The organism is Salinarimonas soli (assembly GCF_008386575.1).
Lineage (GTDB): Bacteria > Pseudomonadota > Alphaproteobacteria > Rhizobiales > Beijerinckiaceae > Salinarimonas_A > Salinarimonas_A soli.
Genome location: NZ_VUOA01000034.1, coordinates 13,726 through 39,528, shown reverse-complemented (window position 1 = coordinate 39,528; position 25,803 = coordinate 13,726). Strand labels below are relative to the sequence as shown.

At 72.6% G+C, this 25,803-nt stretch carries 20 protein-coding genes; 10 read left to right on the top strand and 10 right to left on the bottom strand.

Translation table 11 applies throughout. The features are described from left to right. Nucleotides 1-32: 32 nt before the first annotated feature. Entirely contained in the window at nt 33-665 is a 633-nt protein-coding gene (locus F0L46_RS18640) for a 4'-phosphopantetheinyl transferase family protein (RefSeq protein WP_240540061.1), read from the bottom strand. Nucleotides 666-737: 72 nt separating this feature from the next. On the opposite strand from F0L46_RS18640, the gene F0L46_RS18635 reads away from it, so the two are divergent. Beyond that, entirely contained in the window at nt 738-1,340 is a 603-nt protein-coding gene (locus F0L46_RS18635; RefSeq protein ID WP_149820626.1) for a TenA family protein, read from the top strand. Between the two features lie 4 nt (nt 1,341-1,344). Here F0L46_RS18635 and F0L46_RS18630 read toward each other — a convergent pair whose 3' ends face one another. Then, nucleotides 1,345-2,637 (bottom strand): FAD-binding domain-containing protein, encoded by a 1,293-nt coding sequence (locus F0L46_RS18630; RefSeq protein ID WP_149820338.1) that lies wholly within the window; start codon nt 2,635-2,637, stop codon nt 1,345-1,347. Between the two features lie 151 nt (nt 2,638-2,788). Between F0L46_RS18630 and F0L46_RS18625 the strand changes: the two genes are divergently transcribed. Both F0L46_RS18625 and F0L46_RS18620 read left to right on the top strand, forming a co-directional pair. Further along, nucleotides 2,789-3,481 (top strand): AzlC family ABC transporter permease, encoded by a 693-nt coding sequence (locus F0L46_RS18625; RefSeq protein ID WP_188312038.1) that lies wholly within the window; start codon nt 2,789-2,791, stop codon nt 3,479-3,481. Continuing rightward, nucleotides 3,474-3,788, top strand: coding sequence for an AzlD family protein (locus tag F0L46_RS18620; RefSeq protein ID WP_149820334.1), 315 nt, complete (start codon nt 3,474-3,476; stop codon nt 3,786-3,788). The genes F0L46_RS18625 and F0L46_RS18620 overlap by 8 nt, the downstream gene beginning before the upstream one ends. A gap of 215 nt (nt 3,789-4,003) precedes the next feature. Here F0L46_RS18620 and F0L46_RS18615 read toward each other — a convergent pair whose 3' ends face one another. Then, entirely contained in the window at nt 4,004-4,564 is a 561-nt protein-coding gene (locus tag F0L46_RS18615; protein WP_149820332.1) for a superoxide dismutase family protein, read from the bottom strand. A gap of 128 nt (nt 4,565-4,692) precedes the next feature. Between F0L46_RS18615 and F0L46_RS18610 the strand changes: the two genes are divergently transcribed. Both F0L46_RS18610 and F0L46_RS18605 read left to right on the top strand, forming a co-directional pair. After that, the gene (locus tag F0L46_RS18610) at nt 4,693-5,424 is read left to right on the top strand and encodes a TlyA family RNA methyltransferase (RefSeq protein WP_149820330.1); all 732 of its coding nucleotides are present in this window, start codon (nt 4,693-4,695) and stop codon (nt 5,422-5,424) included. After that, nucleotides 5,417-6,649: a class I SAM-dependent RNA methyltransferase gene (locus tag F0L46_RS18605; RefSeq protein WP_149820328.1), complete on the top strand. Its 1,233-nt coding sequence runs from the start codon at nt 5,417-5,419 to the stop codon at nt 6,647-6,649. The genes F0L46_RS18610 and F0L46_RS18605 overlap by 8 nt, the downstream gene beginning before the upstream one ends. Nucleotides 6,650-6,999: 350 nt before the next feature. Here the strand turns inward: F0L46_RS18605 and F0L46_RS18600 are convergent, their stop codons facing one another. Together F0L46_RS18600 and F0L46_RS18595 are read right to left on the bottom strand one after the other, a co-directional pair. Continuing rightward, entirely contained in the window at nt 7,000-10,728 is a 3,729-nt protein-coding gene (locus F0L46_RS18600; protein WP_149820326.1) for an AsmA family protein, read from the bottom strand. Nucleotides 10,729-10,770: 42 nt separating this feature from the next. After that, nucleotides 10,771-12,186: an FAD-binding oxidoreductase gene (locus F0L46_RS18595; RefSeq protein ID WP_149820324.1), complete on the bottom strand. Its 1,416-nt coding sequence runs from the start codon at nt 12,184-12,186 to the stop codon at nt 10,771-10,773. 229 nt (nt 12,187-12,415) lie between these two features. Here F0L46_RS18595 and F0L46_RS18590 point away from each other — a divergent pair, with 229 nt between their 5' ends. Continuing rightward, nucleotides 12,416-12,964, top strand: a complete 549-nt coding sequence (locus tag F0L46_RS18590) for a thioesterase family protein (RefSeq protein WP_149820323.1) — start codon at nt 12,416-12,418, stop codon at nt 12,962-12,964. A 44-nt stretch (nt 12,965-13,008) separates the two neighbouring features. Here F0L46_RS18590 and F0L46_RS18585 read toward each other — a convergent pair whose 3' ends face one another. Next, nucleotides 13,009-13,275: a hypothetical protein gene (locus F0L46_RS18585; protein WP_149820322.1), complete on the bottom strand. Its 267-nt coding sequence runs from the start codon at nt 13,273-13,275 to the stop codon at nt 13,009-13,011. Between the two features lie 127 nt (nt 13,276-13,402). Here F0L46_RS18585 and F0L46_RS18580 point away from each other — a divergent pair, with 127 nt between their 5' ends. Together F0L46_RS18580 and F0L46_RS18575 are read left to right on the top strand one after the other, a co-directional pair. Beyond that, the gene (locus F0L46_RS18580) at nt 13,403-15,760 is read left to right on the top strand and encodes an ATP-dependent helicase (protein ID WP_149820320.1); all 2,358 of its coding nucleotides are present in this window, start codon (nt 13,403-13,405) and stop codon (nt 15,758-15,760) included. Nucleotides 15,761-15,873: 113 nt separating this feature from the next. Further along, nucleotides 15,874-18,240 carry a CHASE3 domain-containing protein gene (locus F0L46_RS18575; protein ID WP_188312037.1) on the top strand — a complete coding sequence of 789 codons (2,367 nt, stop codon included), beginning with the start codon at nt 15,874-15,876 and terminating at the stop codon, nt 18,238-18,240. 217 nt (nt 18,241-18,457) lie between these two features. Here F0L46_RS18575 and recJ read toward each other — a convergent pair whose 3' ends face one another. Genes recJ through glpX form a run of 3 tightly spaced genes read right to left on the bottom strand, consistent with a single transcriptional unit; the run spans nt 18,458 to nt 21,776 of the window. Beyond that, entirely contained in the window at nt 18,458-20,275 is a 1,818-nt protein-coding gene (gene recJ / locus F0L46_RS18570) for a single-stranded-DNA-specific exonuclease RecJ (RefSeq protein WP_149820319.1), read from the bottom strand. After that, nucleotides 20,272-20,715: a GNAT family N-acetyltransferase gene (locus F0L46_RS18565; RefSeq protein ID WP_149820622.1), complete on the bottom strand. Its 444-nt coding sequence runs from the start codon at nt 20,713-20,715 to the stop codon at nt 20,272-20,274. The genes recJ and F0L46_RS18565 overlap by 4 nt, the downstream gene beginning before the upstream one ends. A gap of 59 nt (nt 20,716-20,774) precedes the next feature. Further along, complete coding sequence (glpX, locus tag F0L46_RS18560) at nt 20,775-21,776, bottom strand: class II fructose-bisphosphatase (protein ID WP_149820317.1); 1,002 nt, start codon at nt 21,774-21,776, stop codon at nt 20,775-20,777. A 197-nt stretch (nt 21,777-21,973) separates the two neighbouring features. On the opposite strand from glpX, the gene F0L46_RS18555 reads away from it, so the two are divergent. Then, entirely contained in the window at nt 21,974-22,537 is a 564-nt protein-coding gene (locus F0L46_RS18555) for a putative glycolipid-binding domain-containing protein (RefSeq protein ID WP_240540060.1), read from the top strand. Nucleotides 22,538-22,540: 3 nt separating this feature from the next. Here the strand turns inward: F0L46_RS18555 and F0L46_RS18550 are convergent, their stop codons facing one another. Then, on the bottom strand, nt 22,541-23,863 hold the full coding sequence (locus tag F0L46_RS18550) for a homoserine dehydrogenase (RefSeq protein ID WP_149820315.1): 1,323 nt from the start codon (nt 23,861-23,863) through the stop codon (nt 22,541-22,543). A gap of 266 nt (nt 23,864-24,129) precedes the next feature. On the opposite strand from F0L46_RS18550, the gene F0L46_RS18545 reads away from it, so the two are divergent. Continuing rightward, complete coding sequence (locus tag F0L46_RS18545) at nt 24,130-25,788, top strand: M20/M25/M40 family metallo-hydrolase (RefSeq protein ID WP_149820313.1); 1,659 nt, start codon at nt 24,130-24,132, stop codon at nt 25,786-25,788. Nucleotides 25,789-25,803 lie beyond the last annotated feature (15 nt).

Here is a 25,803-nt window from a genome sequence, read left to right as displayed (position 1 = left end):
GTGCTTCGAGACGGCCTGCTTTGCAGGCCTCCTCAGCATGAGGGCGTTGGAGGTACCCTGGTTTCAGGTGGTACCCCCTCACCCCCGACCCCTCTCTCCATGGGAGAGGGGAGCACCACCAGCGCCACCGCGTAGCGCCTCCCCTCCCCCTCGAACCACCGCGTCTGCGCCCACGCTTCGCCCCGCTCTGGATCGTCGATCCACGCCCCATCCGCCGCGAGCGCCACCCGGAAGCCACCGGGCTCCCGCGACAGGCCGAGCCTCAGCGCCTTGAGATAGGCCTCCTTCACGGCCCACAGCCGCGCGAAGGCCGCGGCGCGCTCAGGTTCCGGCAGCGCGGCGAGCGCACGGGCCTCGTCCCGGTGCAGCACGGCGAAGGGCACGTCGCCCCCGTCCACCGCCTCCACGTCGATCCCGACGGGCGCGCGGGCGATGGCGGCGGCCGAGAGCCCGGGGCGGCTCGCGCAGGAGACGCGCACGTCGTCGCCGGGCAGGCGCGGCGCGAAGCCCTGGCGATGGCGGATCTCGACGGGGCCGCCGAGCGCGCGCTCCACGAGACGCGCCAGCAGCGCGCGGCGGTCGCCCGGCCCCACCATCGCGGCGGGGATCCGCACGGCGGCCTTGCCCGTATCCTCGATCCAGTCGACCATCCCCGCCGATTCCACCGGAGCCCCTCCTTGTCCTTCTCCCAAGACGCCTGGCGGCGCAACGAGGCCGCCTACGAGACCATCCGCACCATGCCGTTCAACGCGGAGCTCGCGGCAGGAACCTTGAGCGAAGCGCGCTTCAAGCACTACATCGTCCAGGACGCGCATTATCTCGTCGCGTTCGGCCGGGCGCTGGCGCTTGCCGCCGCGAAGGCGCCGACCCCCGACGGGATCGTGCATTTCGCCAAGGCCGCCGAGGTGGCGATCGTGGTGGAGCGCTCCCTGCATGGCGGGTTCTTCCTGCAATACGAGATCGCGCCCGACACCTTCGAGGCGACGCCCGTCGCGCCCGGTGCCCATCATTACGTCTCGTTCCTCCTCGCGACCGCCCATGCGGAGCCCTTCGAGGTGCTGCTGGCGGCGCTGCTGCCGTGCTTCTGGATCTATGCCGAGGTCGGCCGCGAGATCCATGCCCGCGCCGCCCCCGACAACCCCTACCGCGCCTGGATCGACACCTATGCCGGCGAGGAGTTCCACGACGCCGTGCGAGCCATGATCGCGGCGACCGACGCCGCCGCCGAGGGCGCGTCGGCGGGCCTCCTCGCCCGCATGCATGCGGCCTACACCCGGGCGACGCAGCTCGAATGGATGTTCTGGGACTCCGCCTACCGCCTGGAGCGCTGGCCCGTCTGACGGCTCAAGCCTGGTCGCGGTGCGCGGCGCGCTTGGGCACGCCGCGCTGAGGCGGCGCCTGGCCGAACAGATCCGTCTCGGCGGGCGGCAGCAGCCCTTCCGCCTCCAGGAGCTCCGGGATCGCCTCGCGGAAGGTGAAATAGCCGGCGAGCGCTCGAGGCCAGAACCGGCCGTCGAAGGCGCGGCGCTGGGGGACGAGGGCGATGCCGCGCGCCCGCAGCTCGGGCTCGAGGGCGGCGAGCCGCTCGGCCACGGGACCCACGGGGGCATAGCCCGTCACGAGGGTGTGGACGCCGGCCGCCCGCGCGAAGCGGCACAGCGCCTCGACCTCGAGGCCCGCGAGCGCCTGCGAGGGCACGCCATGCGCCGCGCCGGCCCGCGACAGCCCGTCGGCGAGCGCGCCCGACACGAAGGCCCCGGCCGGCCCGGATCGGCCCGGCCGCGCATCCCCAGCGTCGACCGCGCCCACGGCCCGCACCTCGCAGGACCCGAGCGGCCAAGCCTCGGGCCCGAGATCCTCGGGCGTCAGCAGGAGCGCGACCGCCCCCTCCGGCGGGGGCGGCACGCGGGGGAGCGGGCGCGCGGGCGGCGGCGGCTCCTCCATGAGGGGCGGCGCGCTGCGGGCAAGCCCCTGCGGCGAGAACCGGCCGCCCGTGGCGCGGGCGATCGCCTCGGCGGTGGCGAGATAGGTCTTGCCCCGGGTCTGAAGCCCGCCGACCCAGCGCCAGGAGAGCGTATTCGTGGCGGGATCGGCGTCGACGAGATGATGCAGGAAGTGATCGGCGCCGAGCGCCCAGGGCAGGCGCAGGGTGAAGATCCAGATCGAGGCGAACCACATCCGCGCGAAATTGTGCAGATAGCCCGTCTCGCGGAGCTCACCGGCCCAGGCGTCGAAGCAGTCGATGCCCGTGCGCCCCGCGACCGCCGCCTCGTAGCGTGCCCTCAGGTCCGGCTCGGCGTCGAGGCGCGCATGGGCGGCGTCGGCCTCGGCGCGGTAGCGGGTCCAGATGCCGGGGCGCATCTCCAGCCAGCCCTTCCAGTAGGTCCGCCACAGGACCTCCTGGACGAAGCGGGTGCAGGCGTCCGGGTCGTGCCGGGCCAGCACCGCCGCCAGCACCTCGCGCTCGTCGACGAGGCGATGGCGCAGATAGGGCGACAGCATCGACACGTTGCGCCGCAAGCCCGGCCCCCGGTCCTCCTGGCGCGTCTCGGCATAGAGGCGCCCCGCCCGCGGCACGAAGGCGTGCAGGCGCTGAAGCCCCTGGGCGCGAGTCGGCGGGAAAAGGCGATCGGTCATCCCTTTTGATTACGGAGCCGCCGGGCGCGTCGCTATGGCAGGAAGGCCACAGGGCGGGGCGCACGACGTGCATGGGGGTCCTGCGTGCCGTCCGGTTGACCGCGGCGGGCGTTCCGGGCGAATGCGGCAGGGCTTATCACGCGAGGCCCTCATGGCGGCGCCCTACACCCCCGCGGGCTGCCGGCACGGCGCCCGCCTCTGCCTGCCCCTGACGCCGGGCCTCCTGGTCTTCGGGGCGGCCTTCGGCACGGCCGCGGCCCAGAAGGGGCTCTCCCTGTGGGAGGCCGTGGGGCTCAGCGCCTTCGTCTTCGCGGGCGCGGCCCAGATGGTCGCGCTGGAGCTCTGGCGGGAGGTATGGACGCCCTCCACGCTCCTCGGGATCGCCGTGCTGACCGCTACGATCAACGCGCGCATGATCCTGATGGGCGCCTCCGTCCAGCCCTGGATGCGCGGCGCCCCGCTCGCGCCGACCGCCCTCACCCTGTTCCTGTTCACGGACGCGAGCTGGCTGATCGGCACCCGCTACCAAGCGGAGCGCGGCAACGATCTCGGCGTGCTGCTCGGCGCGGGCGTCGCGCTGTGGGTGCTCTGGGTCGTTTCCACCGTGCCGGGCTATCTCGCGGGCTCCCTCGTGACGAACCCGCGGGCATGGGGGCTCGATCTCGTGATGCCGATCTTCTTCGCCATCATGCTGGTGCCCCTCTGGCGAGGGATGAGCCGCGCGTTGCCCTGGGCGGTCGCGGGCGTCGTGGCGCTGGCCGTGCAGGCGCTCGTGCCGGGCTACGCCTATATCGTGGCGGGCGCGCTCGCGGGCGCGGCCGTCGAGGCCTTGCGCGATGGTTGAGCTCTCCGGCCCCGCCTGGAGCGCCGTCGCCATCGGGCTGATGGCGCTCGTCACCTATCTGTGCCGGATCGGGGGCATCCTCCTCATGAGCCGCGTCTCCGTGACGCCGCGCATCGCGCGCGCCCTGCGCGCGCTCCCCGGCTGCATCGTCGCCGCCACGATCCTCCCCGTCGCTCTCGCCTCCGGCCTCGCCGCGAGCCTCGCTCTCGCGGCGGCGGTAGCCGTGATGGCGATCGTCCGCCACGAGCTCGCCGCTCTCGCTGCGGGCCTCGGGACCGTCGCGCTCGCCCGCGCCGTGGGATTGTGAGGGCGCGGCTTCGCCGCAGCTTTTAGCGCTGGATCCCGGATCTGCGTCCCGCTGGCGCGGGATTTGTCCGGGAAAGTGGCGTTGAGGGTGGTCCAGAGGTCTCGGGAACCTCCAACGCCACTGTCCCCGACAAGCCTCGCGTAGCGAGGTGCAGATCCGGGATCCAGGCTTCAGATGCCGCGCAGCGGCGCCGAATGCCTACTTCAGCAGGCCGCCTACTTGATCACCGCGCAGGCCACCCGGTCGCCCGCGCCGCCGATCGGCTGGGACATGTGGTCGTCCTCGTTGGCATGGATCACGAGGGCGGAGCCGTCGGCGTCGAGGAGGCCGGGCTCCTGGTCCTGGGCGCGAAGCCCGATGAGGAAGGTGGAGATCTCGGCGTTCACCGAGCCGTCCGCCGCCGCGAAGATGTTGGGCAGGTCGCCCTCGTCCGGGCCCTCCGCGTTGAGGAGGCCGTGCTTGGACTGATCGTGGTTCACGTGCCCCTTGGAGTTCTGGAACTTCGGCGTGTCCGAGCAGTCGCCGACGGTGTGGAAGTGGGCGCCATGCCAGCCGGGCTTGAGGATGCCGGGCTGGATCTCGATGCGCGCCACCACGGCGCTCTCGCCGCCGCGTAGGGTCAGCCGCCCGATGGTCTTGCCCTCGTTGTCGACGAACTGCGCCTGGTAGGGGTCCTGCGGCGTCTGGCCCGCTTGGGCCGAGGGCGGCGGGGTCTGGGCGAGCGCCGGGAGGGCGATGCCGGCGATGAGGGCGGCGAGGGACAGGGTGCGGATCATGCGGGTCCTCCGGTGGGGCCTTAAGGGTCGGCCGGTCTCGTGCTTCCGTCAACACGCGACGCCGGTCACGGTTGCGATGCTAGCCGCTTCGTGCGATTCGCCGGACCCGTCCCGAGCCCCACGCCCCGATGAGCCGCCGCCGCGCCGATCTCCTTCTCGTCGAACGAGGCTTCTTCGACAGCCGCGCCAAGGCCCGGGCGGCGATCGAGGCGGGGCTCGTGCGCGCGGGCGGCGAGCCGGTGCGCAAGGCCGCCGACATGCTGGACCCCGACGCCGCGATCGAGGCGCAGGCGCCCCACCCCTGGGTGTCGCGCGGCGGGGTGAAGCTCGCGGCGGCCCTCGACGCCTTCGGGATCGACCCGTCGGCCCGCACCTGCCTCGATTGCGGCGCCTCCACGGGCGGGTTCACCCAGGTCCTGCTCGCGCGTGGCGCGGCGAAGGTCTACGCGGTCGATGTCGGCCGGGGCCAGCTGCACCGCGACGTGGCGGGCGATGCGCGCGTGGTGAGCCTTGAGGGCACGGACGCCCGCACCCTCGACCGGGCGCTCGTGCCCGACCCGATCGAGGTTCTCGCGGTGGACGTGAGCTTCATCTCGCTGCGCCTCGTCTTGCCGCCTCTTGTCCCCCTGCTCGCCCCCGGCGCGTGGCTTGCCGCGTTGATCAAGCCGCAATTCGAGGCGGGACGCGCGGCGCTCTCGAAGGGCGGCATCGTGCGCGACGAGGCGGTGCGGACGGCGGTGTGCCAGGAGATCGAGGCGCTCGTGCGGGGCCTCGGCTTCCAGGTCCTCGGCCTCGTCCCCTCACCGATCGCCGGCGGCGACGGCAACGTCGAATTCTTGATTGGAGCGCGCCTTGGCTGAACGGATCCGCATCGAAGCCCTCGGCGCCCGCGGCGACGGGGTCGGCCCCGGGCCGACCTTCGTGCCCTATACGTTGCCGGGGGAGACGGCGCTCGTAGAGCGCGACGGGGCCCGCGCCCGGCTCGTCGCGGTGGAGGATCCCTCCCCCAGCCGGATCGAGCCCTTCTGCCCCTATTTCTTCCAGTGCGGCGGCTGCGTCACCCAGCATATCGCGTCCGACACCTACGCCGCTTGGAAGCACGGGCTCGTCGTGGACACGCTGCGACGGGCCGGGATCGAGGCCGAGGTAGCGCCTCTCGTCGACGCCCACGGCGACGGGCGGCGGCGCCTCACCTTCCATGCGCGCCAGACGCCGGAGGGGATGGCGGTGGGCTTCATGGCGCTGCGCACCCACGATCTCGTCTCCATCACCCATTGCCCCATCGCGACCCCGGCGCTCTTGCCCTCGCCCGCCCTCGCGCTGGCGGTGGCCCGGCGCCTGGCGCGCTCGAAGAAGCCACTCGACATCGGGGTCACGGCAACCGACGGCGGTCTCGACATGGACGTCCGCGGCCACGGCCCGGCGAATCCGTCCCTGCGGCAATCCCTCGTCGCGGCCGCGAACGAGCTCGACCTTGCCCGCCTCTCGATCCATGGCGACATCGTCGTGGAGCGGCGCCCCCCGACCGTGCCGATGGGACGCGCGACCCTCGTCCTGCCGCCGGGGGGGTTCCTCCAGGCGACGCGGCTCGGCGAAGAGACCCTCGCGGGGCTCGTCGTCGAGGCTTGCTCCGGCGCGAAGCGCGTCGCGGATCTCTTCGCGGGCTGCGGGCCCTTCGCGCTCCGCCTCGCCGAGCGGGCAGAGGTGCTCGCGGTGGAGCAGGACAAGCCGGCGCTCCAGGCTCTCGACCGCGCGGCGCGCTCCACGCCGGGCCTGCGTCGCGTCATGATCGAGCCCCGCGATCTCTTCCGCCGCCCGCTCCTGCCCCTCGAGCTCGACCGCTTCGATGCCGTGGTGATGGATCCGCCGCGCGCCGGCGCCGAGGCGCAGGCCCGGCAGCTCGCGGCCTCGAAGGTGCCCGTGGTGGCGAGCGTCTCCTGCGACGCAGGCACATTCGCCCGCGACGCCGGGATCCTCATCGCGGGCGGCTACCGCCTGGAGCGGGTGACCCCCGTCGACCAGTTCCGCCACAGCCCTCACGTGGAGCTCGTGGGCCTGTTCCGGCGGCCGAAGAGCCGGCGGTGAGGGGCTGATCTGCGGGCGATTGGTCCCACCCTCCCCTCGTCCTGAGGCGCCCCGCAACGCGGGGCCTCGAAGGGCGCTCCAGAGGTCGCCGGACGGCCTTGGCAGAGGTGGTGCGTGCTTCGAGACGCCTGCTGGCGCAGGCTCCTCAGCATGAGGGGGAGATGATTGGATCCGCGTGGTACCCCCTCACCCCCGACCCCGCTCCCCCTGAGAGAGGGGAGTGCTTAAGCCGCGACGGGCGCTCCAGGGATCTCCGGACGGCGGTTGCAGCGCCCTGCGTGCTTCGAGACGCGCTCTGCGAGCGCTCCTCAGCATGAGGCGAGTGAATTGCAACCCGCGAAGCGAACCCCTCAAATCGGCGGGGGCGGCTCGGGCGGGCGGGCTGGGGCCCGGTTGATCTCGCGCTGCGTCTCCTCGATGAGGCGCTTGAGCTCGGCCTCCTCCGCAGCGCGGCGCGCGGCCTCGGCCTCGCGGCGGCGGCGCTGGGTCTCCTCGGCGGCGCGGCGCCGCTCGGCGTCCTCGGCGGCCTTGCGGGCGGCGGCCTCCGTCTCCTGGCGGCGGCGCTCCTCGATGCGGGCGCGGTCGGCCTCCTGGCGCGCGCGCTCCGCCTCCTGCTGGGCGCGGATCCGGGCCTGGCGCTCGGCCTCGGCCTGGGCCTCCCGGGCTTGGCGCTCCTCGATGGCGCGGCGGGCCGCTTCCTCCTGGGCGCGCCGGGCGGCCTCTTCCTGGGCGCGCCGGGCATCCTCCCGGCGCTGGCGCTCCATGCCGAGGCGTTGCTGGAGCCGGGCGCGCTCGTTCGCCTCCATCTCGAACAGCTCGATGCGCTCCAGCTCCCGCTGAAGCACGATGGCCGCGAGGCCGTTGGTGAGCGGCCCCGGATCCGCCTCCCGGCGGAGCCCACGGACCGGGCCGCGCCAGGCGAGCGCGACGGCGGGCAGCGGCCCGGACCAGCCCTTCGGGGCGACGCCGCCCGTCAGGAGGCCGCGAGCCTCGACGGTGAGGTTGCGCAGGTCGAGGGAGACTGCCCCCTGCCAGGCGGCCCCGCTCGCCGCGAGGTCGACCGGGTTGGCGCGCATGACGCCGTTCACGACCGTCATGGCCGCGTCGAGCCGGGGCACCGTGAACGGGCTGCGGGCGAGCTCGGCGTCGAGGGTGTCGGCGAGGCGGCGCGGGTTCAGGGGATCGCTCTCGGCGAGCACGCGGGTGAGGGTGCGCTCCACGGCGGCGGGCGCGGCCGACGGCAGGGCGAGGCCGGCGATCGACGCCCTCCCCTCGCCCGCGAGGTTCGCCACGAGCGCCGCCGGGCTCTCCCCCGCCCCGCCGAGGTTCACCTGTCCCGTGAGGCGCCCGGCCGGGGCGCCGGCGCCCAGGAGATCGGCGAGTGGGATGTCGGCGACGCTGCCCTCGCCCACGAGCGAGAGCCGCGCACCCTGGCGCCCGAGGGTCGCGGTCCCGGCCACCTGGCCGCCCGCGAGGCCCGCCGTGAGATCGCGCAGCGCAAGGCCGTCCCGGGTGGCGGCGAGCTGGAAGCGGGCGTCGCGCGCCTCCAGGCCCCGCCCGAGGTCGAGGCGCGCGGCCCGCACGCCGACCGCCCCCTCCAGGGCCGGCCGGCGCGGCGCCGCGAAGGCGGCGTTGGACCACAAGTTGCCCGGGCGCGGCTCGGCCACGGGGCCGGTGGCGAAGGTCTGGACGAGCCAGGGCACCGAGACGGCGCCGAGCGAGACCTCGCCCGCGATGTCGCGAAGCCCCGTGCCCGTGAGGCGCGCCTGGACGGGCTCGCCCGCGATCCGCCCGCCCGCGGCGAGAACCGAGGAGGCCCGGTCGCGCGACAGGCTCAGGCGCAGGTCGGCGGGGACGGGCGCGCCCGCCGCGTCGCCGGCACCGAGCAGGAGCAGGACGGGCCGCAGGTCGGCCGTGGCGAGCGTCGCCTCGCCCGCGTCCAGCACGCCCTCCTCATTGAGATAGGCGAAGGGCCGCACGGTGGAGAGCCGCAGCCCGGCGAGGTCGCCATTGGCCGAGACCGTGAACCGGCCGGGCCCCGTGCGCTTGCCCTGGAGCGTCAGCGCCGAGGGCTTGCCGGCCACCAGCGGATGGGCCTGGCCGAGCCAGCGGGCGGTGTCGGCGGTCTGGAGCGAGACGTCGAGGGATTGCGGCATGCCGTCGGCCGCCAGAAGCTGCGCCTCGAACGGACCGCCCGCCACCGTGCCCTTGAGGCTCGTGCGCAGACCCGGCGCGGAGCCGCCCGCGACCGGCACCGTCCGTTCCGCGCTCAAGGCGAGGTCGAGCGCCCCCTCGCGGACGAAGGCGGGCACGAGGCCTAAGGGTGCGTCGGCCGCGAAGGCGGCGAGGCCGTCGATGACGGGCGCCGCGTGCTTGGCGCGGATGCGGCCGTCGATCCGTCCCGAGCCGTCGGGCAGGAGCCGCCCGCTGACCCGCGCCTCGGCGCCCGCGAGATCCTCGACCTGGAGCTCCTCGATCCGCAGCGCCCGCCCCTCGGAGGCGATGCGGGCAAGGATGCGGCCTGCGCCCGCGCCCGCATAGCGCACGCCCCGCGCCTCCAGGGTGAGGCCGAGGTCGAGCCCCTCGCCGAGCGCGAAGATGCCGTCGAGGCGCGGCAGGTCGGACAGGTCGAGCCCCTGCGTCGCGATCTGCGCGTCGAGGCGCGGGCGTTTGAAGCCGTCCCGGTCGCTGTAGCGGACGGTGCCCGTGAGGGCCGCGCCCGCGGCCTCGACCCGCAGGTTGCGCAGGGAGATCACGGGCGGGCTGACCGTGATCCCCGCCTCCGCCTCGAAGGGGGCGCCGGGGATGGCGGCCGTCGCCGGCTCCGAGAGGCCGAGCCGCGACAGGAACAGGCCGAAGCGGTCGGGCGCCTTCGAGGAGACCCGCGCCTGACCCGTGAAGCCGGTGCCGAGGGCCCCGCCCTGGCCCGACAGCGCCAGGGTGGTCTGGCCCGGAGCGGTGACCTCGAAGGCGTCGAGCCGCAGGCCCTCCGCGGCGCTGCGCCCCGACAGGCGCACCCCCGTGAGTTCCTCGCCGAGATAGCCGACGCTTCCCAGCGACAGATCGAGGGCGACCGGAACGCCGCGCGGGGGCAGGGTTCCTTGCGCCACGCGCTCCCGCAGGGCCGCGCCGCCCGCGGTCGCAAGCAGGCTGTCGAGATCGAGGCGTCGTCCCTCGAGGGTCAGCGCCAGAAGGGGGTCGTCGAGGGTGAAGCGCCCCGTACCCGTGAGGCGCGCGCCGGTGGGTCCCTCGCCGAGATCGATCGCGAGCTTGTCGAGCTCGACGACGCGGCCGGCCATCCGGAACTCGCCCGCGGCCGCCGCCGGCAGGGGGAACGCCTCGGCTTCCTGGGCCGGCGGCCCGGCCGCAAGCCGCGCCGTGCCGGCGAGCTGCGGCGCCACGCCCTCCCCCTTGCGGTCGAAGGACAGGCGGGCGTCGAGGTCGAGGCGCGGATTCGCGCCGCCCCCGCCCCCGAGCCGGATCGGCACGGCGCCGTCGCGCCCGGGCAGGCCGGAGGCGAGGCGGAACGGGAACGTGCCCGTGCGGCCCTCCACCCGCCAGGGGCCGGCAAGTGAGGGCCCCGAGATCCGCACGTCTTCCGCATGGATCTGGTCGGTCCGGCCCGTCTGCGGCGCGAACGCGGTGACGAGGAGTTGGCCGATGGAGAAGTTCTCGAGCGCATAGCGCTCCGCCACGTCCCCCTGGCCCAGGGCCGGCAGGAGCAGGCGCCCGTCCGGGCCCATGGGAATGCGGATCTCCGCGCGCTCGACCTGCCCATCCATGAACCGCACCTCGCCGCGCAGGAGCGAGGACAGGCCGATCTCCGACGAGAGTTCGGCGGCGCGCAGCGAGGGACCGGCGCCCTCGCCGAGCCGCAGCCGCTCGATGCGGATGCGCGGGGTCGGCAGGAGGCGGATGCCGATCGCGCCCTCGGTATGGGCCGGGGTGCCGGCGGCCTGGGTGATGCCGCGGTCGATGATCTCGCGATAGGATTCCCAATGCACGAACGGGGGCGCGGCGACCGCGGCGGTGAGCGCCGCGATCAGGATGATCGCCAGGACGGTGAGGATGTCGCGCAAGTGGTGCGGGTCTCGTGTGGCGCCGGACCCGGCAAGGTGGCGTCAGAGCGCGACTATCTTGCCGGGGTTCATGATGTCGTGGGGATCGATCGCCCGCTTGAGGACACGCATGAGGTCGAGCGCCTCGGGCCCGTGCTCGGCCTCCAGGTACTTCATCTTCTTCTGGCCCACCCCGTGCTCGCCCGTGCAGGTGCCCTCCATGGCGAGCGCCCGCTCGACGAGGCGCTCCACGAAAGCCTTTGCCCGCGCGATGTCGCCCTCGTCGTCCATGTCGACGAGCGGCAGGACATGGAAGTTGCCGTCGCCCACATGGCCGACGATGGGCGCGATCATGCCGGACGCCTCGATGTCGCGCTTCGTCTCCTCGACGCATTCGGCGAGGCGCGAGATCGGCACGCACACGTCCGTCGACACGCCCTTGGCGCCGGGGCGGAGCACCATGGAGGCCCAATAGGCGTCGTGGCGGGCCTGCCAGAGCCGGGAGCGGTCCTCGGCCTTGGTGGCCCAGTCGAAGGGCCCGCCGCCCGCGTCGCCCGCGATCTCGCCGAAGCGCTCGGCCTGCTCCTGGACTCCGGCCTCGGTGCCGTGGAACTCCACGAAGAGCATCGGGGTCTCGGGCAGCGTGAGCTTCGAGTAGATGTTGCAGGCGCGTACCTGCACCTCGTCGAGGAGCTCGATGCGGGCGACGGGGATGCCCGACTGGATCGCGAGGATGGTGGCGTCGCAGGCCGCCCGAACGGTCGGGAACGGGCAGACGCCCGCCGAGATGGCCTCGGGGATGCCGTGGAGCTTCAGGGTGATCTGCGTCACGATGCCGAGCGTGCCCTCGGAGCCCACGAAGAGGCGGGTGAGGTCGTAGCCGGCCGAGGTCTTCTTGGCGCGCCGCGAGGTGCGCACCACGTCGCCGTTCGGGGTCACGACGGTGAGAGACAGGACGTTGTCCTTCATCGTCCCGTAGCGCACGGCGTTGGTGCCCGACGCCCGCGTCCCCACCATGCCGCCGAGCGAGGCGTCGGCCCCGGGATCGATGGGGAAGAACAGGCCCATATCCCGCAGGTGCTCGTTGAGCTGCTTGCGGGTGACGCCGGGCTCGACCACGCAGTCGAGGTCCTCCGCGTGGACGGCGACCACGGCCTTCATCATCGAGGTGTCGACGGAGACGCCGCCGAAGGGCGCGTTGGTGTGGCCCTCGAAGGAGGTGCCCGTGCCGAAGGGGATGATCGGCACCCGGTGCTCGGCGCATAGCCGCACCACCTGAGCCACCTCCTCCGTGGTCTGGGGATAGACCACCACGTCGGGGGGCTGGTTCTCGACCCAGGTGAGCGTGTTGGCGTGCTGCTGGCGCACGGCGAGGCTCGTCACCACGCGGTTGCCGAAGGCGGCCTGGAGCGCGTGGGTGACGGCCTCGACCGCGGCGGCATCGGGCCTCGGGCGGAGGGCGGCGGCGGGAGCGTTCATGACGAACTGGCCTTGCTGGAATCCTGCGCCCACGCATAGCAGGAACCACAGGCCCGCGACACCCGGCGAACGGGGGTCGAACGGGGCGTCGGAGCTCGATTTCCGCGCCGTGGTGGCGTCCGGGACACGCCGTCGCGTCGGTTAACCGCCCGGCGCGACTCGTCTCGCCTCCGCCGCCGCGGCGTGCTACCGTGCCGCAAGGTCACATCCACAGAGACGGAGCGTTGAATTGGCGGACGAGAAAACCGCACCGATCTTCTTCTTCGCGCCCTTCGTCTCCTCGACGATGCGGATCGAGCCGGCCTGGATCGACTATAACGGCCATCTCAACATGGCCTATTACCACGTGCTGTTCGACCGGGCGGTGGACGAGGCGTTCGGGATCGCGGGGCTCGGGCCCGACTACGCGGAGGAGCGCAAGGCGTCCTTCTTCGCCGTCGAGATCCACACGCTCTACCGCCGCGAGCTCACCGCCGAGGACACGGTGCGCGTGACGCTCCAGCTCATCGACTACGACGAGAAGCGCCTGCACTATTATCTCGAGATCCGCCAGGCCGCCGAGGGCTGGGTCGCGGCGACCTCCGAGAACCTGTCGCTGCACGTCGACACCGCGAGCCGCAAGGTCGTGCCCTTCCCCACCGACATCGCGGCGAATCTCGCCATCATGAAAGCCTCCCACGCCCGCCTGCCACGCCCCGAGGCGCTGGGCCGGGTGATCGGCATCCCACGGCGCGGCGAGTTCGACCCGGCCGTGCGGGCGACGGGCACGCGGCATTAGGCGGAGCCGCCGAGCGGCGGCCCGCTTCTCGCGCGAGCGCCCCCTCAGCAGCCGATGGAGCCCACCGGGCAGCCCGGGTTGACCCCCGGGGACGTCAGGAAGGGCATGGTGCGGCTGCGGTCGATGTCCTGGCGCAGCTGGTTGATCTCGAACTGCGACTGCGCGTCGCGGGCCTGGAAGCGCTGCTGCTGCTGGATGACCTGGTTCGACGAGCGCACCTGGCGCTCCGCCGGGCTCTCGCGGGGGAGAACCTGGGCCGCCGCCGGGACGACGGCGAGAAGCGTGACGAGAGCCGAGAGACGGAACAGCATGGCGTGACCTCCGATCCGCCTTAAATTGGGGCTGCCCCCATGCCAAGGGAAGGGGCGGTCCCGGCGACGGGTCCGGATTCACGCCGCGGCTCTCGACGGCGTTCGCGTTTTGGTCCATGGACGTGCGATGACCGACCTCACCCCAGTTCACCGCCCGGGCTCGATCTCGCAGCGCGCCCGCGCCGCGCTCCAGCCGGGGGGCGCCTCCTATCTCGAAGGCCTCAACCCGGAGCAGCGCCAGGCGGTTGAGACCACCGAGGGACCCGTCCTCGTGCTGGCCGGCGCCGGCACGGGCAAGACCCGGGTGCTCACCACCCGCATCGCCCATCTCATCGCCACGGGACGCGCCCGCCCGTTCGACATCCTCGCCGTGACCTTCACCAACAAGGCGGCGCGCGAGATGAAGGAGCGCATCGGGCACCTGGTCGGCCCCTCCGCCGAGGGCATGCCCTGGCTCGGCACCTTCCACTCCATCGGCGCCAAGATCCTGCGCCGCCACGCCGAACTCGTGAATCTCCGGTCCGACTTCACCATCCTCGGGATGGACGACCAGCTGCGGCTCCTCAAGCAGGTGATCGCCGCCGAGAACCTCGATGACAAGCGCTGGCCCGCCCGTCAGCTCGCCGGTCTCCTCGACGACTGGAAGAACCGGGGGCTGACGCCTGAGCAGGTGCCCCAGGGCGAGGCCGGCGCCTTCGGCGGCGGCCGGGGCGTGAAGCTCTACAAGGCCTATCAGGACCGCCTCGCCACGCTCAACGCCTGCGACTTCGGCGACCTGCTGCTGCATTGCCTGCGCCTGTGGCGCGAGAACCCGGACGTGCTGCAGAACTACCAGGACCGCTTCCGCTACATGCTGGTGGACGAGTACCAGGACACCAACGTCGCCCAATATCTCTGGCTGCGGCTGCTCGCCCAGGCGCGCAAGAACCTGTGCTGCGTGGGCGACGACGACCAGTCGATCTATGGCTGGCGCGGGGCGGAGGTCGATAACATCCTGCGCTTCGAGCACGACTTTCCCGGTGCCGTCGTGGTGCGCCTGGAGCGCAACTACCGCTCCACGGGCCATATCCTGGCGGCGGCCTCGCACATCATCGCCTACAACGAGGGGCGGCTCGGCAAGACGCTGCGCACCGAGGACGAGCCCGGCGAGAAGCTGACCGTCACGGGCGCCTGGGACTCGGAGGAGGAGGCCCGCCTCGTCGGGGAGGAGATCGAGGCCCTGCACGCCAAGGGCCACAAGCTTTCCGAGATGGCGGTCCTGGTGCGCACCTCCGCCCAGATGCGCGAGATCGAGGACCGTTTCGTGCAGCTCGGCCTACCCTACCGCGTGGTGGGCGGTCCCCGCTTCTACGAGCGCGCCGAGATCCGCGACGCGCTCGCCTATCTGCGCTGCGTGGCGCAGCCCGCCGACGACCTCGCCTTCGAGCGCATCATCAACACGCCCAAGCGCGGCCTGGGCGACGCCACGCTCCAGATCCTGCACAACCACGCCCGCTCGGCCCGCATCCCCCTGATGCAGGCCGCCCGCCTCGTCACGGAGACGGAGGAGCTGAAGGCCAAGCCCCGGGGGGCGCTGCGCGACCTCATGCGCGGCTTCGAGCGCTGGCACCGGATGATGGAGGGCACGCCCCATTCCGAGGTGGCGAGGGTCGTCCTGGAGGAATCCGGCTACACCGACATGTGGCAGAAGGAGCGCACGGCCGACGCGCAGGGCCGGCTCGAGAACCTCAAGGAGCTCGTGCGCTCCATGGAGGAGTTCCCTGATCTCGGCGCCTTCCTGGAGCACGTCTCCCTCGTCATGGACGCCAACGAGGGCGAGGGCGGCGACCGGGCGAGCCTCATGACGCTGCACGCCGCCAAGGGCCTGGAATTCGACACCGTGTTCCTGCCCGGCTGGGAGGAAGGTCTCTTCCCGAGCCAGCGCTCCCTCGACGAGAGCGGCCGGGCGGGCCTGGAGGAGGAGCGGCGGCTCGCCCATGTGGGCCTGACCCGGGCGCGCAAGCGGCTGAAGCTCTATTTCTCCTCGAACCGCCGCATCCACGGCCTGTGGCAGGCCACCGTGCCGAGCCGCTTCATCGACGAATTGCCGGAGGCGAGCGTCGAGGTCATGGAGGCCCCCGCATCCTTCTCGCACGGCATGGGCGGCTCGCGCTTCGACCGGGTCACGCCCTTCGGCTCGTCCTACGCGACGCCGGGCTGGCAGCGGGCGCAGGCCCACCAGGCGAGCGTCGAGCGCGGCAGCTTCGGCGGCGGGCGCGGCAACGAGCGCGGGCGGCCGGCGCAGCGCGGTCCCCTCACCATCGAGGGCGAGCTCGTGGCGAAGTCCACCTCGTCCGAATCGTCGTTCACGACCGGCGCCCGCGTTCTCCACAGCAAGTTCGGGCCCGGCACCGTGGCGGCGGTCGACGGCAACAAGCTCACGGTGGACTTCGACAAATCGGGCCGCAAGATGGTTCTGGACAGCTTCGTGGAGCGGACGAGCTAGCCCCCGGGCCGGCGTCCGTCGTCATGCAACATCGGGTTTCGGCAACGCCGCGGCTTGCCGTGCGTTCACGAAAAGGTGAGATTCGCCCCCGACCTGCCCCAACTGCGCCCGTGATGCTCGACACCTCCTTCCGGCGGCAAGCCGGTTTCCCCCGCCGCGTCCAGCTCACGATCGCTGTGGCCCTCGTTGCGCTGATCGTCGGCGCCGTGTGGCTCTCGCGGCAATACGACAACCGGATCGGCTGGGTACGGCATACGCTCGAGGTGCAAAACGAGCTCTCCCGGCTCCTGAACACGCTCCAGGAAGCCGAGACGGGCCAGCGCGGCTACCTCCTCACGGGTGATGTCGCCTATCTCGGCCCCTACCAGAGAGCCCGCGACCTGGTGCGGGAGGAGATCCACCGGCTCGCGGGGCTGACCCGGGACAACCCCGACCAGCAGCGCGCCCTGCGCCAAGTCGACGAGATCGCGGACCTGAAGCTCGCGGAGCTGCAGCGCACCGTGGAGCTGCGCCAGGCGGGCGACACCGAGGGCGCCCTCGGCGTGGTTCGCACCGACCGGGGGCGCGAGCTGATGGAACGCCTGCGCGAGCAGATCGCCGGCATGGCGGCCGCTGAGGACAGTCTGCTCCAGGAGCGATCGCGGGACGCGGTCGCCTATAGCTGGGCCCTGCTCGCCGCGATCGCCGCCGCGGGGCTCCTCATCGTGGCCTTCACGGCGGCCTGGGTGCGCGGCGCACGCCGCGCCGGGCGGGCGCTCGCCACGGCGAACGAGTCGATCGCGCATGCCAACGAACGGCTGGAGCGGACGGTCGAGGAGCGCACCCGCGCGCTGCGGGAGAGCACGGAGCGACTGACCCTGATTCTCGACAGCGCCGTGGACTACGCCTTCATCACCATGGACGTGGGCGGGCGCATCACGAGCTGGAGCCCCGGCGCGCAGAGCATCTTCGGCTGGACCGCCGAGGAGGCCGTCGGGCAGCCGGGCAGCCTCATCTTCACCGACGAGGACAAGCGCGACGGCGCTCCCGAGCGGGAGGTGGGCCAGGCGCTCACCCATGGGCGGGCGCCCGACGAGCGCTGGCACCGGCGCAAGGACGGCTCGCGCCTGTTCGCGAGCGGCGAGCTCATGCGCATGGGCGGCGCGGAGCACGGCGTGACCCTGCTGAAGATCGCCCGCGACCGCACCCAGGCACGCCGGCAGGAGGAGGAGCTGCGCGAGTTTACCGCGGCCCTGGAGCAGCGCGTCGCCGAGCGCACCCGCGAGCTCAGCGACTCGAACCGGGCGCTCGTGGCCGAGATGAAGAGCCGCGAGAGCGCCGAGACCCAGGTTCGCCAGCTCCAGAAGATGGAGGCCGTGGGCCAGCTCACGGGCGGCATCGCCCATGACTTCAACAACATGCTGGCGATCGTGATCGGGTCGCTCAACCTCGTGCAGCGCCGCCTCGCCAAGGGCGACACCGACATCCTGAAATATGTCGACGGCGCCATCGAGGGCGCGACCCGCGCCGCGACCCTGACGAGCCGGCTGCTGGCCTTCTCCCGCCGCCAGCCGCTGGCGCCGGAGCCCGTGGACGCCAACCGGCTCGTGACGGGCATGTCCGAGATCCTGCGCCGCACCATCGGCGAGGAGATCCGCCTGGAGACCGTGCTTGCCGGCGGCCTCTGGCGCTCGCATGCCGATCCGAGCCAGCTGGAGAACGCGATCCTCAACCTCGCGGTGAACGCCCGCGACGCCATGCCCGACGGCGGCAAGCTCACCATCGAGAGCGCGAACTGCCACCTCGACGACGCCTACGTGTCCCAGAACGAGGGCGCGGTGCCGGGTCAGTACGTCATGCTCGCGGTGAGCGACACAGGCACCGGGATGACGCCCGAGGTGCGCGACAAAGCCTTCGAGCCCTTCTTCACCACGAAGGATGTCGGCCGCGGTACGGGGCTCGGCCTGTCGCAGGTCTACGGCTTCGTGCGCCAGTCGGGCGGCCACGTGAAGATCTACTCGGAGCCCGGCCAGGGCACCACGGTGAAGCTCTACATCCCCCGCTTCATCGGCATCGAGGAGAAGCTTGCCGTGGCGCCGGTCAAGCAGGCGACGCCGGCCGGCAACCCGCGGGAGATCATCCTCGTCGTCGAGGACGAGGACCGGGTGCGCCAGTTCGCCGTCGAGGCCCTGCGCGAGCTCGGCTACACCACCCTCCACGCCGACGGTGCCGCGCCGGCCCTCCGCGTCCTCGACGGCCATCCGGACGTGACCATGCTCCTCACCGACATCGTCATGCCCGACGTGAACGGCCGCCGTCTCGCCGAGGAAGCCCTGAAGCGCCGCCCGAACCTGAAGGTGGTCTACATGACGGGCTTCACCCGCAACGCCGTGGTCCACAACGGCGTCCTCGATCCGGGGGTGAACTTCCTGCAAAAGCCGTTCACCCTCGACCAGCTCGCGAGCAAGGTGCGGGGCGTACTGGGGGCGCCGCCAGTTTAGACGGAGAGCCGCTGCGCGGCTCGGTTCATGCAGGGCTGGATCCCGGATCGGCGATCCGCTCCGCCTGCGGCTCCGCTCCTCTTGTCCGGGAAAGTGGCCGTGGAGGTTCTGGAGACCTTTCCTGCCAACCTCCACCGCCACTTTCCCGGACAAGTCCCGCGCAAGCGGGACGCCGATCCGGGATCCATCGCAAGAAGCCGCCGAGAAGCGGCTCCCCTTACCCCGCCGGCGCGATGTCGAGCACCCTCAGGCTCACCCGCTCGCCCCCGCCCCAGCGATCGATCGTGAGCGTCCCCGCCACATGGGCCGCCTCGCCGCGCGCGGCGAGCAGCGCCTGGCCCAACGGCTGCTCGGCCGAGCGGAAAGCGATGCCGGAGACCACCGAGCCGTCGCCGGACCGCAGCCGGATGCGCACGTGGCCCGTCCCCACTTCCATGGCGTCCATCACCCGGTGGCCCGCGAAGGCGAAGACCGGGTCGGGGCAGCCGGCGCCGAAGGGACCGGCGCGCTCGATCGCCTGGACGAGGTCGGGCCGCGCGCCGCCTGCCGTGAGGGTGGCGTCGATGGACAGGCCGTCGACGAGCCGCGCGTCGCCCACCGCGCTCGCCAGCCGCTCCGAGACGAAGGCCGTGAAATCCGGGATCGAGGCGCCCGGCACCGTGGCGCCCGCCGCCATGCCGTGGCCGCCGCCCTTGATCGCGAGCCCCGCATCGACGGCGGCCCGCACCGCGCGACCGAGATCGGCGCCCGCGATGGAGCGCCCGGATCCCGTGGCGACGCCCTCCGCGTTGATCGCGAAGGCGAAGGCCGGGCGACGGAAGCGCTCCTTGAGCCGCGACGCGATGAGGCCCACCACGCCCGGATGCCAGGCGTTCGAGGCCGTCACCACCACGGGCCGGTCGGGATCGCCCTCGATCGCGAGATGCGCCTGCGCCTCCGCCTCCAGGAGCGCCGCCTTCTCGATGTCCTGGCGCTCGCGGTTGAGCCGGTCGAGCTCGGCGGCGATGCGCGACGCGGTGCCGGGATCCTCGGTGAGGAGCAGCGTCGCGCCTAAGCCCGCGTCGCCGATGCGGCCGCCCGCGTTGATCCGGGGCCCGACGAGATAGCCCAGATGCCAGCCCTCCGGGGACTCGTTCAGGCCCGCCACGTCGAGGAGCGCCGCGAGCCCCGGGCGGCGGCGCTGGCGCATCACGGCGAGCCCCTGGCGCACGAAGGCACGGTTGAGGCCGGTGAGGGGCACCACGTCGGCCACGGTGGCGAGCGCCACGAGGTCGAGGGATTCGAGGAGGTTGGGCTCCGCCCGCCCGGCGAAGAATCCGCGCTCGCGTAAGACCCTGTTGAGGGCGACGAGGGTGAGGAAGACCACGCCCGCGGCGCACAGGTGGCCGAGCCCCGACAGATCGTCCTGACGGTTCGGGTTCACGAGGGCGTCGGCGGTGGGCAGCAGCTCGGGCGCCTGGTGATGGTCGAGCACGATCGTGCCCTGTCCGAGGCGCCGGGCCTCGGCGAGGGGCTCGTGGCTCGCGGTGCCGCAATCCACCGTGACGAGGAGGCCGGCGCCCCGCCCGGCCAGCGTCCGGATCGCCTCGACGTTGGGGCCGTAGCCCTCGGTGATCCGGTCGGGGATGTGGATCTCGTGCTCGATGCCGCAGGCGCGCAGGTAGCCCCCAAGCAGCGCCGAGGCGCAGGCGCCGTCGACGTCGTAGTCGCCGAAGATCGCGACGCGCTCGCGCCGGTCGACCGCGTCGGCGAGGCGCGCGGCGGCCCGGTCCATGTCCTGGATGGTGAGCGGATCGGGCAGCAGGTCGCGCAGCTTCGGGGCCAGGAACGAGGGCACCTCGGACAGGCCCACGCCGCGCCCGGCGAGCACCCGCGCCAGCACCTCGGGCACGCCGTGCGCCTGCGCGATCGCCACCGCGAGCTGCGCGCCCTGCGCGTCGCAGCGCTCGCGCCAGACGCGCCCGCAATGCGAGCGCGCGACGCCGAGGAACGGGCGGGAGTCGAGGGAGGGCCTGAGAAGCGCGGTCTGGGTCACAACATCTTGCGGTATTGAATGAATCCGGTGCGATCGGCGACCTTATCATAAAGGATGCGGGCCTGGGCGTTGGTCTCGTGGGTGAGCCAGTACACCCGGCTCGCCCCCTCCTCCGCCGCGCGGGCATAGACGGCCTCGATGAGGGCCCGCCCGACGCCGCGCCCCCGCGCCTCCTCCACCGTGAACAGATCCTGCAGATAGCAATAGGGCCCGGACGTCCAGGTGGAACGATGGAAGATCAGGTGCACGATGCCGAGAAGCCTCTCGCCCTCGAACGCGCCGAGCGCATGCATCGGCTCCGTGGCGTCATGAAGGCGCGCCCAGGTCGTGTCCGTGACCTCGGGCGGGATCGTCGCCTTGTAGAACGTGGCGTAGCCCTGCCACAGGGGCTCCCAGGCGGGGCGGTCGGCGGGAGTCAGGGGGCGAATCGCGAGCGGCATGCGCGGAGTGTAGCGCAAACGCCCTCCCCTCTCCCCATAGGAGAGGGGAGGGCAGCCTCTCACCCCAGGTGGAACTTGTCGAATTGGCGGTGCTCGCCGTAGATGCGCCGCACGGTGCCCGTGGCCGAGCGGTAGACGATGGTCTCCGTCTCGATGACCTCCGAGCCGAAGCGCACGCCCTTGAGGAGCGCGCCGTCGGTGACGCCCGTCGCGGCCACGACCACGTCGCCGGAGGCGAGCTCCGTCATGTCGTAGCGCTTGTTAGGGTCCTTCACGCCCATGCTGGCCGCGCGGGTCCGCTTCTCCTCGGTGTCGAGGATGAGGCGACCCTGCATCTGGCCGCCGATGCAGCGCAGCGCGCCTGCCGCGAGCACGCCTTCCGGCGCGGCGCCGATGCCGAGATAGATGTCGACGCCGGTCTGGGCGGGGTTCGAGGTGAAGATCACGCCGGCCACGTCGCCGTCCGTGATGAGGCGCACGCCCGCGCCCGTCTTGCGCACGGCGGCGATGAGCTCGGTGTGCCGCGGGCGGTCGAGGATGAGCGCGGTGATCTCGCTCGGCTTCACGCCCTTGGCCTTGGCGAGGCTCTGGATGTTGTCCTCGGGCGAGGCGTCGAGGTCGACGACGCCCCGCGCATAGCCGGGACCGACCGCGATCTTGTGCATGTAGACGTCGGGCGCCGCGAGCAGCGTGCCGGCCTCGGCCATGGCCATGACGGCGATGGAGCCGGGCATGTCCTTGGCGCAGAGCGTGGTGCCCTCCAGCGGGTCGACGGCGATGTCGACCTTCGGTCCCATGCGGTTGCCGACGCGCTCGCCGATGAACAGCATCGGGGCCTCGTCGCGCTCGCCCTCGCCGATCACCACCGTGCCGTCGATGGGCAGGCGGTTCAGCTCGCGGCGCATGGCGTCCACGGCGGCCTGGTCGGCGGCCTTCTCGTTGCCCTGGCCGCGCAGGCGCGCGGCCGCGACGGCGGCGCGCTCGGTGACGCGCACCAGCTCGAGCGTGAGGATGCGCTCGATGATCTGCCCCTGGGGAACGGTGATGTTGTCGCTGGTCATGAGGCCTCCCGCGGCGTTGTTCTCTCGATAAGGCTCGCTAGCTTATCGCACGCGTGCTGTCACGCATGCCCCGCCGTTTCGCAGCGGAATGGCGCCGGCGTCTTGCCGGAGAGCTTAACGCAAAGGTCGCGGCGCGGCCCCCACCGTGCCCGGATCGGGCTATGATGGGTGTCACCAAGCGGGTGGAGGAACGCGTCGTGAGCCGATCGGTCCTGTTCTGGCGCCGCATCGACATCGACGGTCTCGAGCGCCTGGAGCTCACCGTCGAGGCGGACGGCGTCACCGCGGCGTCGACGGTTCTCTGCCTCGACGACGGCGGCTACAGGCTGGAGCACCGCTGGCGCCTCGATCCCGACTGGCGCGCGCGCTCGGCGACGGTGGAGCGCTGGAGCGCGGGCGGCCACGGCGTCCTTCGTCTGGAGCGGGCCGGCCGGGGCTGGCGTGTCGACGGAGTCTCCCGTCCGGACCTCGACGGCGCCGAGGAGGCGGACCTGTCGGTCACGCCCTTCTGCAACACGTTCCCGATCAGGCGGACGCCCGAAGCCGCGGGCGCGAGCCTTGCGCTCGACGTCGCCCTCATCGACGGGGCGGCCCTGACGGTCGCGCGCTCGCGGCAGCGCTACGACCGGCAGGGGCCAGGCCGCGTCCGCTTCGTGAGCCTCGGCCTCACGCCGGGCTTCGAGGCGGATCTGCTCGTCGACGGGCGGGGCCTCGTCCTGCGCTACGAGCACCTGTTCGAGCGGGTGGCGCCGCCGGTCTGAGCCCTATTCCCGCTCGATGCGGATCACCTGCGGCGGCTCGGAGACGAGGCCGTCGGCGGCGATGCGGTCGAGGGTCTCGCGCACCGTGGCCTCGGCCGCCGCGTAGGTGATGAGGACGAGGGGCACGGGGGCGCCGGAGCGGCCGTGCGGGTCCTTGGCGGCCGAGGACGCGGCGCGCTTCTGGAGGATGCTCTCCAGGGAGATCTCGGCCTGCGCCATGCGGGTCGCCACGCCCGCCGCGACGCCGGGGCGGTCGTGCACCGTGAGGCGGATGTAATAGCCGCCCTCGTGGCGCTGCATGGGGGCGCGCTGCGGCTTCTCCAGCCGGTCCACCGGACGGCCGAAGGGTGCGCGGGGCGGTGCGCTCGCGACGTCCGCGATGTCGGCCACCACCGCCGAGGCCGTGGGGTCGCCGCCCGCGCCCGGGCCGATGAGGGTGAGCTCGCGCACCGCGTCCGCGTCGATGGTGACGGCGTTCGTCACGCCCATCACCTGCGCGATGGCGGAGGATTTCGGCACCATGGTCGGGTGCACGCGCTGCTCGATGCCGGTCTTGGTGCGCTCGGCGACGCCGAGCAGCTTGATCCGGAAGCCGAGCTCGTCGGCCATGCGCAGGTCGAGGGGCGTGATCGAGGAGATGCCCTCCACGTGGATCGCCTCGGCATCGATCTCGGTGCCGAAGGCAAGGCTCGTCAGGATCGCGAGCTTGTGGGCGGTGTCGAAGCCCTCCACGTCGAAGGTCGGGTCGGCCTCGGCATAGCCCAGGCGCTGCGCGTCCTTGAGGCAGTCCTGGAACGACAGCCCCTCCAGCTCCATGCGCGAGAGGATGTAGTTGCAGGTGCCGTTGAGGATCCCGTAGAGCCGCGAGACCGCGTTCCCGGCGAGCGCCTCGCGAAGGGCCTTGACGATGGGAATGCCGCCGGCCGACGACGCCTCGAAGGCGAGCGCCACCCCCGCCTCCTCGGCTGCGCGGGCGAGCCCCAGGCCGTGGCGGGCGAGGAGCGCCTTGTTGGCCGTCACCACGTGCTTGCCGGAGGCCAGCGCCGCCTCGACGGTGGCGCGCGCCGGGCCCTCGTCGCCGCCGATGAGCTCCACGACGCAATCCACCTCGCCCGAGCGGGCCAGCTCCACAGGATCGTCGAACCAGGCATAGCGGCGCAGGTCGATGCCCCGGTCGCGGCTGCGGTCGCGGGAGGAGACGGCGGTGACCCGCACAGGGCGGCCGCAGCGCGCCGCGAGCGCATTCTCCTGGCGCGCGAGGATGCGAACGACCGACATGCCGACGGTGCCGAGGCCGGCGACGCCGACCCGCAATGGCTGGCTCATGCCCAGATCCGACTATGGGCCGGCAGGGAGAGCCGGCTTTCCGCGAGAGGCCCCGTATTGCACCGTTTCGGGCGGGCGTTCAAGGAAGCCGGGCCATGCCGGACCCGTAACCTGGCCCGTCATTCCGCCGCCGGGGCGGCGGAATGACGGGCTCTTCCGATCGGGCCCAATACGGACGCCGTTGCCGAACCCGCGACGACGTGTCTTAAAGAATCGGAGCCTGTCGACGGAACCAATTCGCGCCGTCACAACAAAAGCGAGCCGCCATGAGCCCGATCCAGCTGCGCCGCCCCGACACGCAGGACGACCTCGCGGCACGCAGCCGCGAGATCTCGATTCGCCTCACCGAGTGGCCGAGCGTGACCGGCACCCGGGACGAGGCAGCGTTCTCGCTGCGCCTCGCGGGCTTCCTGCGCTCGTTCCCCTATTTCTCGGCCCGGCCCGACCAAGTGGTCGTGGCGCCGATCCCCGGCGACCCGCTGGGCCGCTCCAACGTTCTGGCGCTCGTGCGGGGCACGGGCACGGCGGCGTGCGTGCTGGCGGGGCACTTCGACGTGGTGCCCGTCGACGATTACGGCGACCTGAAGCCCCTCGCCTTCTCGCCCGAGCCCCTGCGCGAGGCGATCGTCGCGCGGCTCGAGGCCACCGGCGAGAACCCCAAGGCGTTGGAGGACCTGCGCAGCGGCGCCTTCCTGCCCGGACGCGGCCTCCTCGACATGAAGTCGGGCCTCGCCGCCGGCATCGCCGTCCTGGAGGCCTTCGCGGCGGACCCCGCGCGCCAGGGCAACCTCGTCCTCGTGGCGACCCCGGACGAGGAGGACCGCTCGGCCGGCATGCGGGCGGCGGCCGACCTGCTGCCGGCTTTCCTCGCCGAGAACGGGCTCGACGCCCGGCTCGGCGTCAACCTCGACGCGATCCAGGACGAGCACGACGGGGCCGGGGGCCGGGTCGTCACCTTCGGCTGCGTGGGCAAGCTGCTCCTGTCGGCCCTCGTGGTCGGCAAGGAGGCCCATGCCGCCTACCCGCTCGCCGGCGTGAACGCGAGCTACCTCGCGGCCGAGATCGTGGCCGAGATCGAGCTGTCGCCTGAGCTCGCCGACGTGAGCGAGGGCCAGCACGCCGCGCCGCCCACCGTGCTCGGCGCCCGCGACCTCAAGACGGGCTACAACGTCACCCTCCCCCACGCGGCCTGGCTCACCTGGAACGTTCTCGTCCACGGCCGCAAGGCCGCCGAGGTGCTCGACATCGCCCACCGGCTGACCGCCGATGCCTGCGAGCGGGCCTGCGCCACCATGCGCCGCCGCCGCGAGGGCACCGCGCCGATCCCCATGACGCAAGCCTGGGAGAGCATCCCGGTGCGCTCCTTCGCCGAGGTGATCGAAGCGGCGCGGGCGCGCTCGCCCGAGTTCGATCCCGCCTTCAAGGCGCTCGCCGACGAGCTTGCCGCCCAGCACGACCTCGACCTGCCCTCCCGCTCGCGCCGCCTCGTCGAGATGGCCTGGAGCGCGTCGGGCCTGGAGGGCCCCGCCGTGGTGCTCGCCTTCGGGTCGATGCCCTACCCGGCCGTCCATTGGCCGGCGCAGGCTGTGGACCTCCGGCAGACGATTCGCGAGGCCATGGCCGAGGTCGAGGCGGAGCACGGCCTGTCGGTGGGCGAGATGGCGTTCTTCCCCGCCATCGCCGACATGAGCTTCGTGGGTCCGGTGGACGGGGCGGACCTCGTCGCGGCCGCGGCCAACACGCCGATCTGGGGATCGAGCATCCGCTGGGACCTGTCCCGGGGCGCCACGCCCGACATCCCGTTCGTCAATATCGGGCCCTGGGGCCGGGATTATCACCACTGGCTCGAGCGCGTGGACGAGGCCTATTCGTTCGGGGTCTTGCCGCATCTGGTCGAAGCCGTGGTAAGAAAGGCGCTCGCCTGAAACCAGAACGCGAGG

Bases quoted from the DNA above. Each gene is read 5' to 3' on its own strand.
- F0L46_RS18635 (WP_149820626.1), top strand. From the start codon at position 738: ATGCCGTTCAACGCGGAGCTCGCGGCAGGAACCTTGAGCGAAGCGCGC.
- F0L46_RS18630 (WP_149820338.1), bottom strand. From the start codon at position 2,637: ATGACCGATCGCCTTTTCCCGCCGACTCGCGCCCAGGGGCTTCAGCGC.
- F0L46_RS18625 (WP_188312038.1), top strand. From the start codon at position 2,789: ATGGCGGCGCCCTACACCCCCGCGGGCTGCCGGCACGGCGCCCGCCTC.
- F0L46_RS18620 (WP_149820334.1), top strand. From the start codon at position 3,474: ATGGTTGAGCTCTCCGGCCCCGCCTGGAGCGCCGTCGCCATCGGGCTG.
- F0L46_RS18615 (WP_149820332.1), bottom strand. From the start codon at position 4,564: ATGATCCGCACCCTGTCCCTCGCCGCCCTCATCGCCGGCATCGCCCTC.
- F0L46_RS18610 (WP_149820330.1), top strand. From the start codon at position 4,693: ATGAGCCGCCGCCGCGCCGATCTCCTTCTCGTCGAACGAGGCTTCTTC.
- F0L46_RS18595 (WP_149820324.1), bottom strand. From the start codon at position 12,186: ATGAACGCTCCCGCCGCCGCCCTCCGCCCGAGGCCCGATGCCGCCGCG.
- F0L46_RS18585 (WP_149820322.1), bottom strand. From the start codon at position 13,275: ATGCTGTTCCGTCTCTCGGCTCTCGTCACGCTTCTCGCCGTCGTCCCG.
- F0L46_RS18580 (WP_149820320.1), top strand. From the start codon at position 13,403: ATGACCGACCTCACCCCAGTTCACCGCCCGGGCTCGATCTCGCAGCGC.
- F0L46_RS18575 (WP_188312037.1), top strand. From the start codon at position 15,874: ATGCTCGACACCTCCTTCCGGCGGCAAGCCGGTTTCCCCCGCCGCGTC.
- F0L46_RS18565 (WP_149820622.1), bottom strand. From the start codon at position 20,715: ATGCCGCTCGCGATTCGCCCCCTGACTCCCGCCGACCGCCCCGCCTGG.
- glpX (WP_149820317.1), bottom strand. From the start codon at position 21,776: ATGACCAGCGACAACATCACCGTTCCCCAGGGGCAGATCATCGAGCGC.
- F0L46_RS18550 (WP_149820315.1), bottom strand. From the start codon at position 23,863: ATGAGCCAGCCATTGCGGGTCGGCGTCGCCGGCCTCGGCACCGTCGGC.
- F0L46_RS18545 (WP_149820313.1), top strand. From the start codon at position 24,130: ATGAGCCCGATCCAGCTGCGCCGCCCCGACACGCAGGACGACCTCGCG.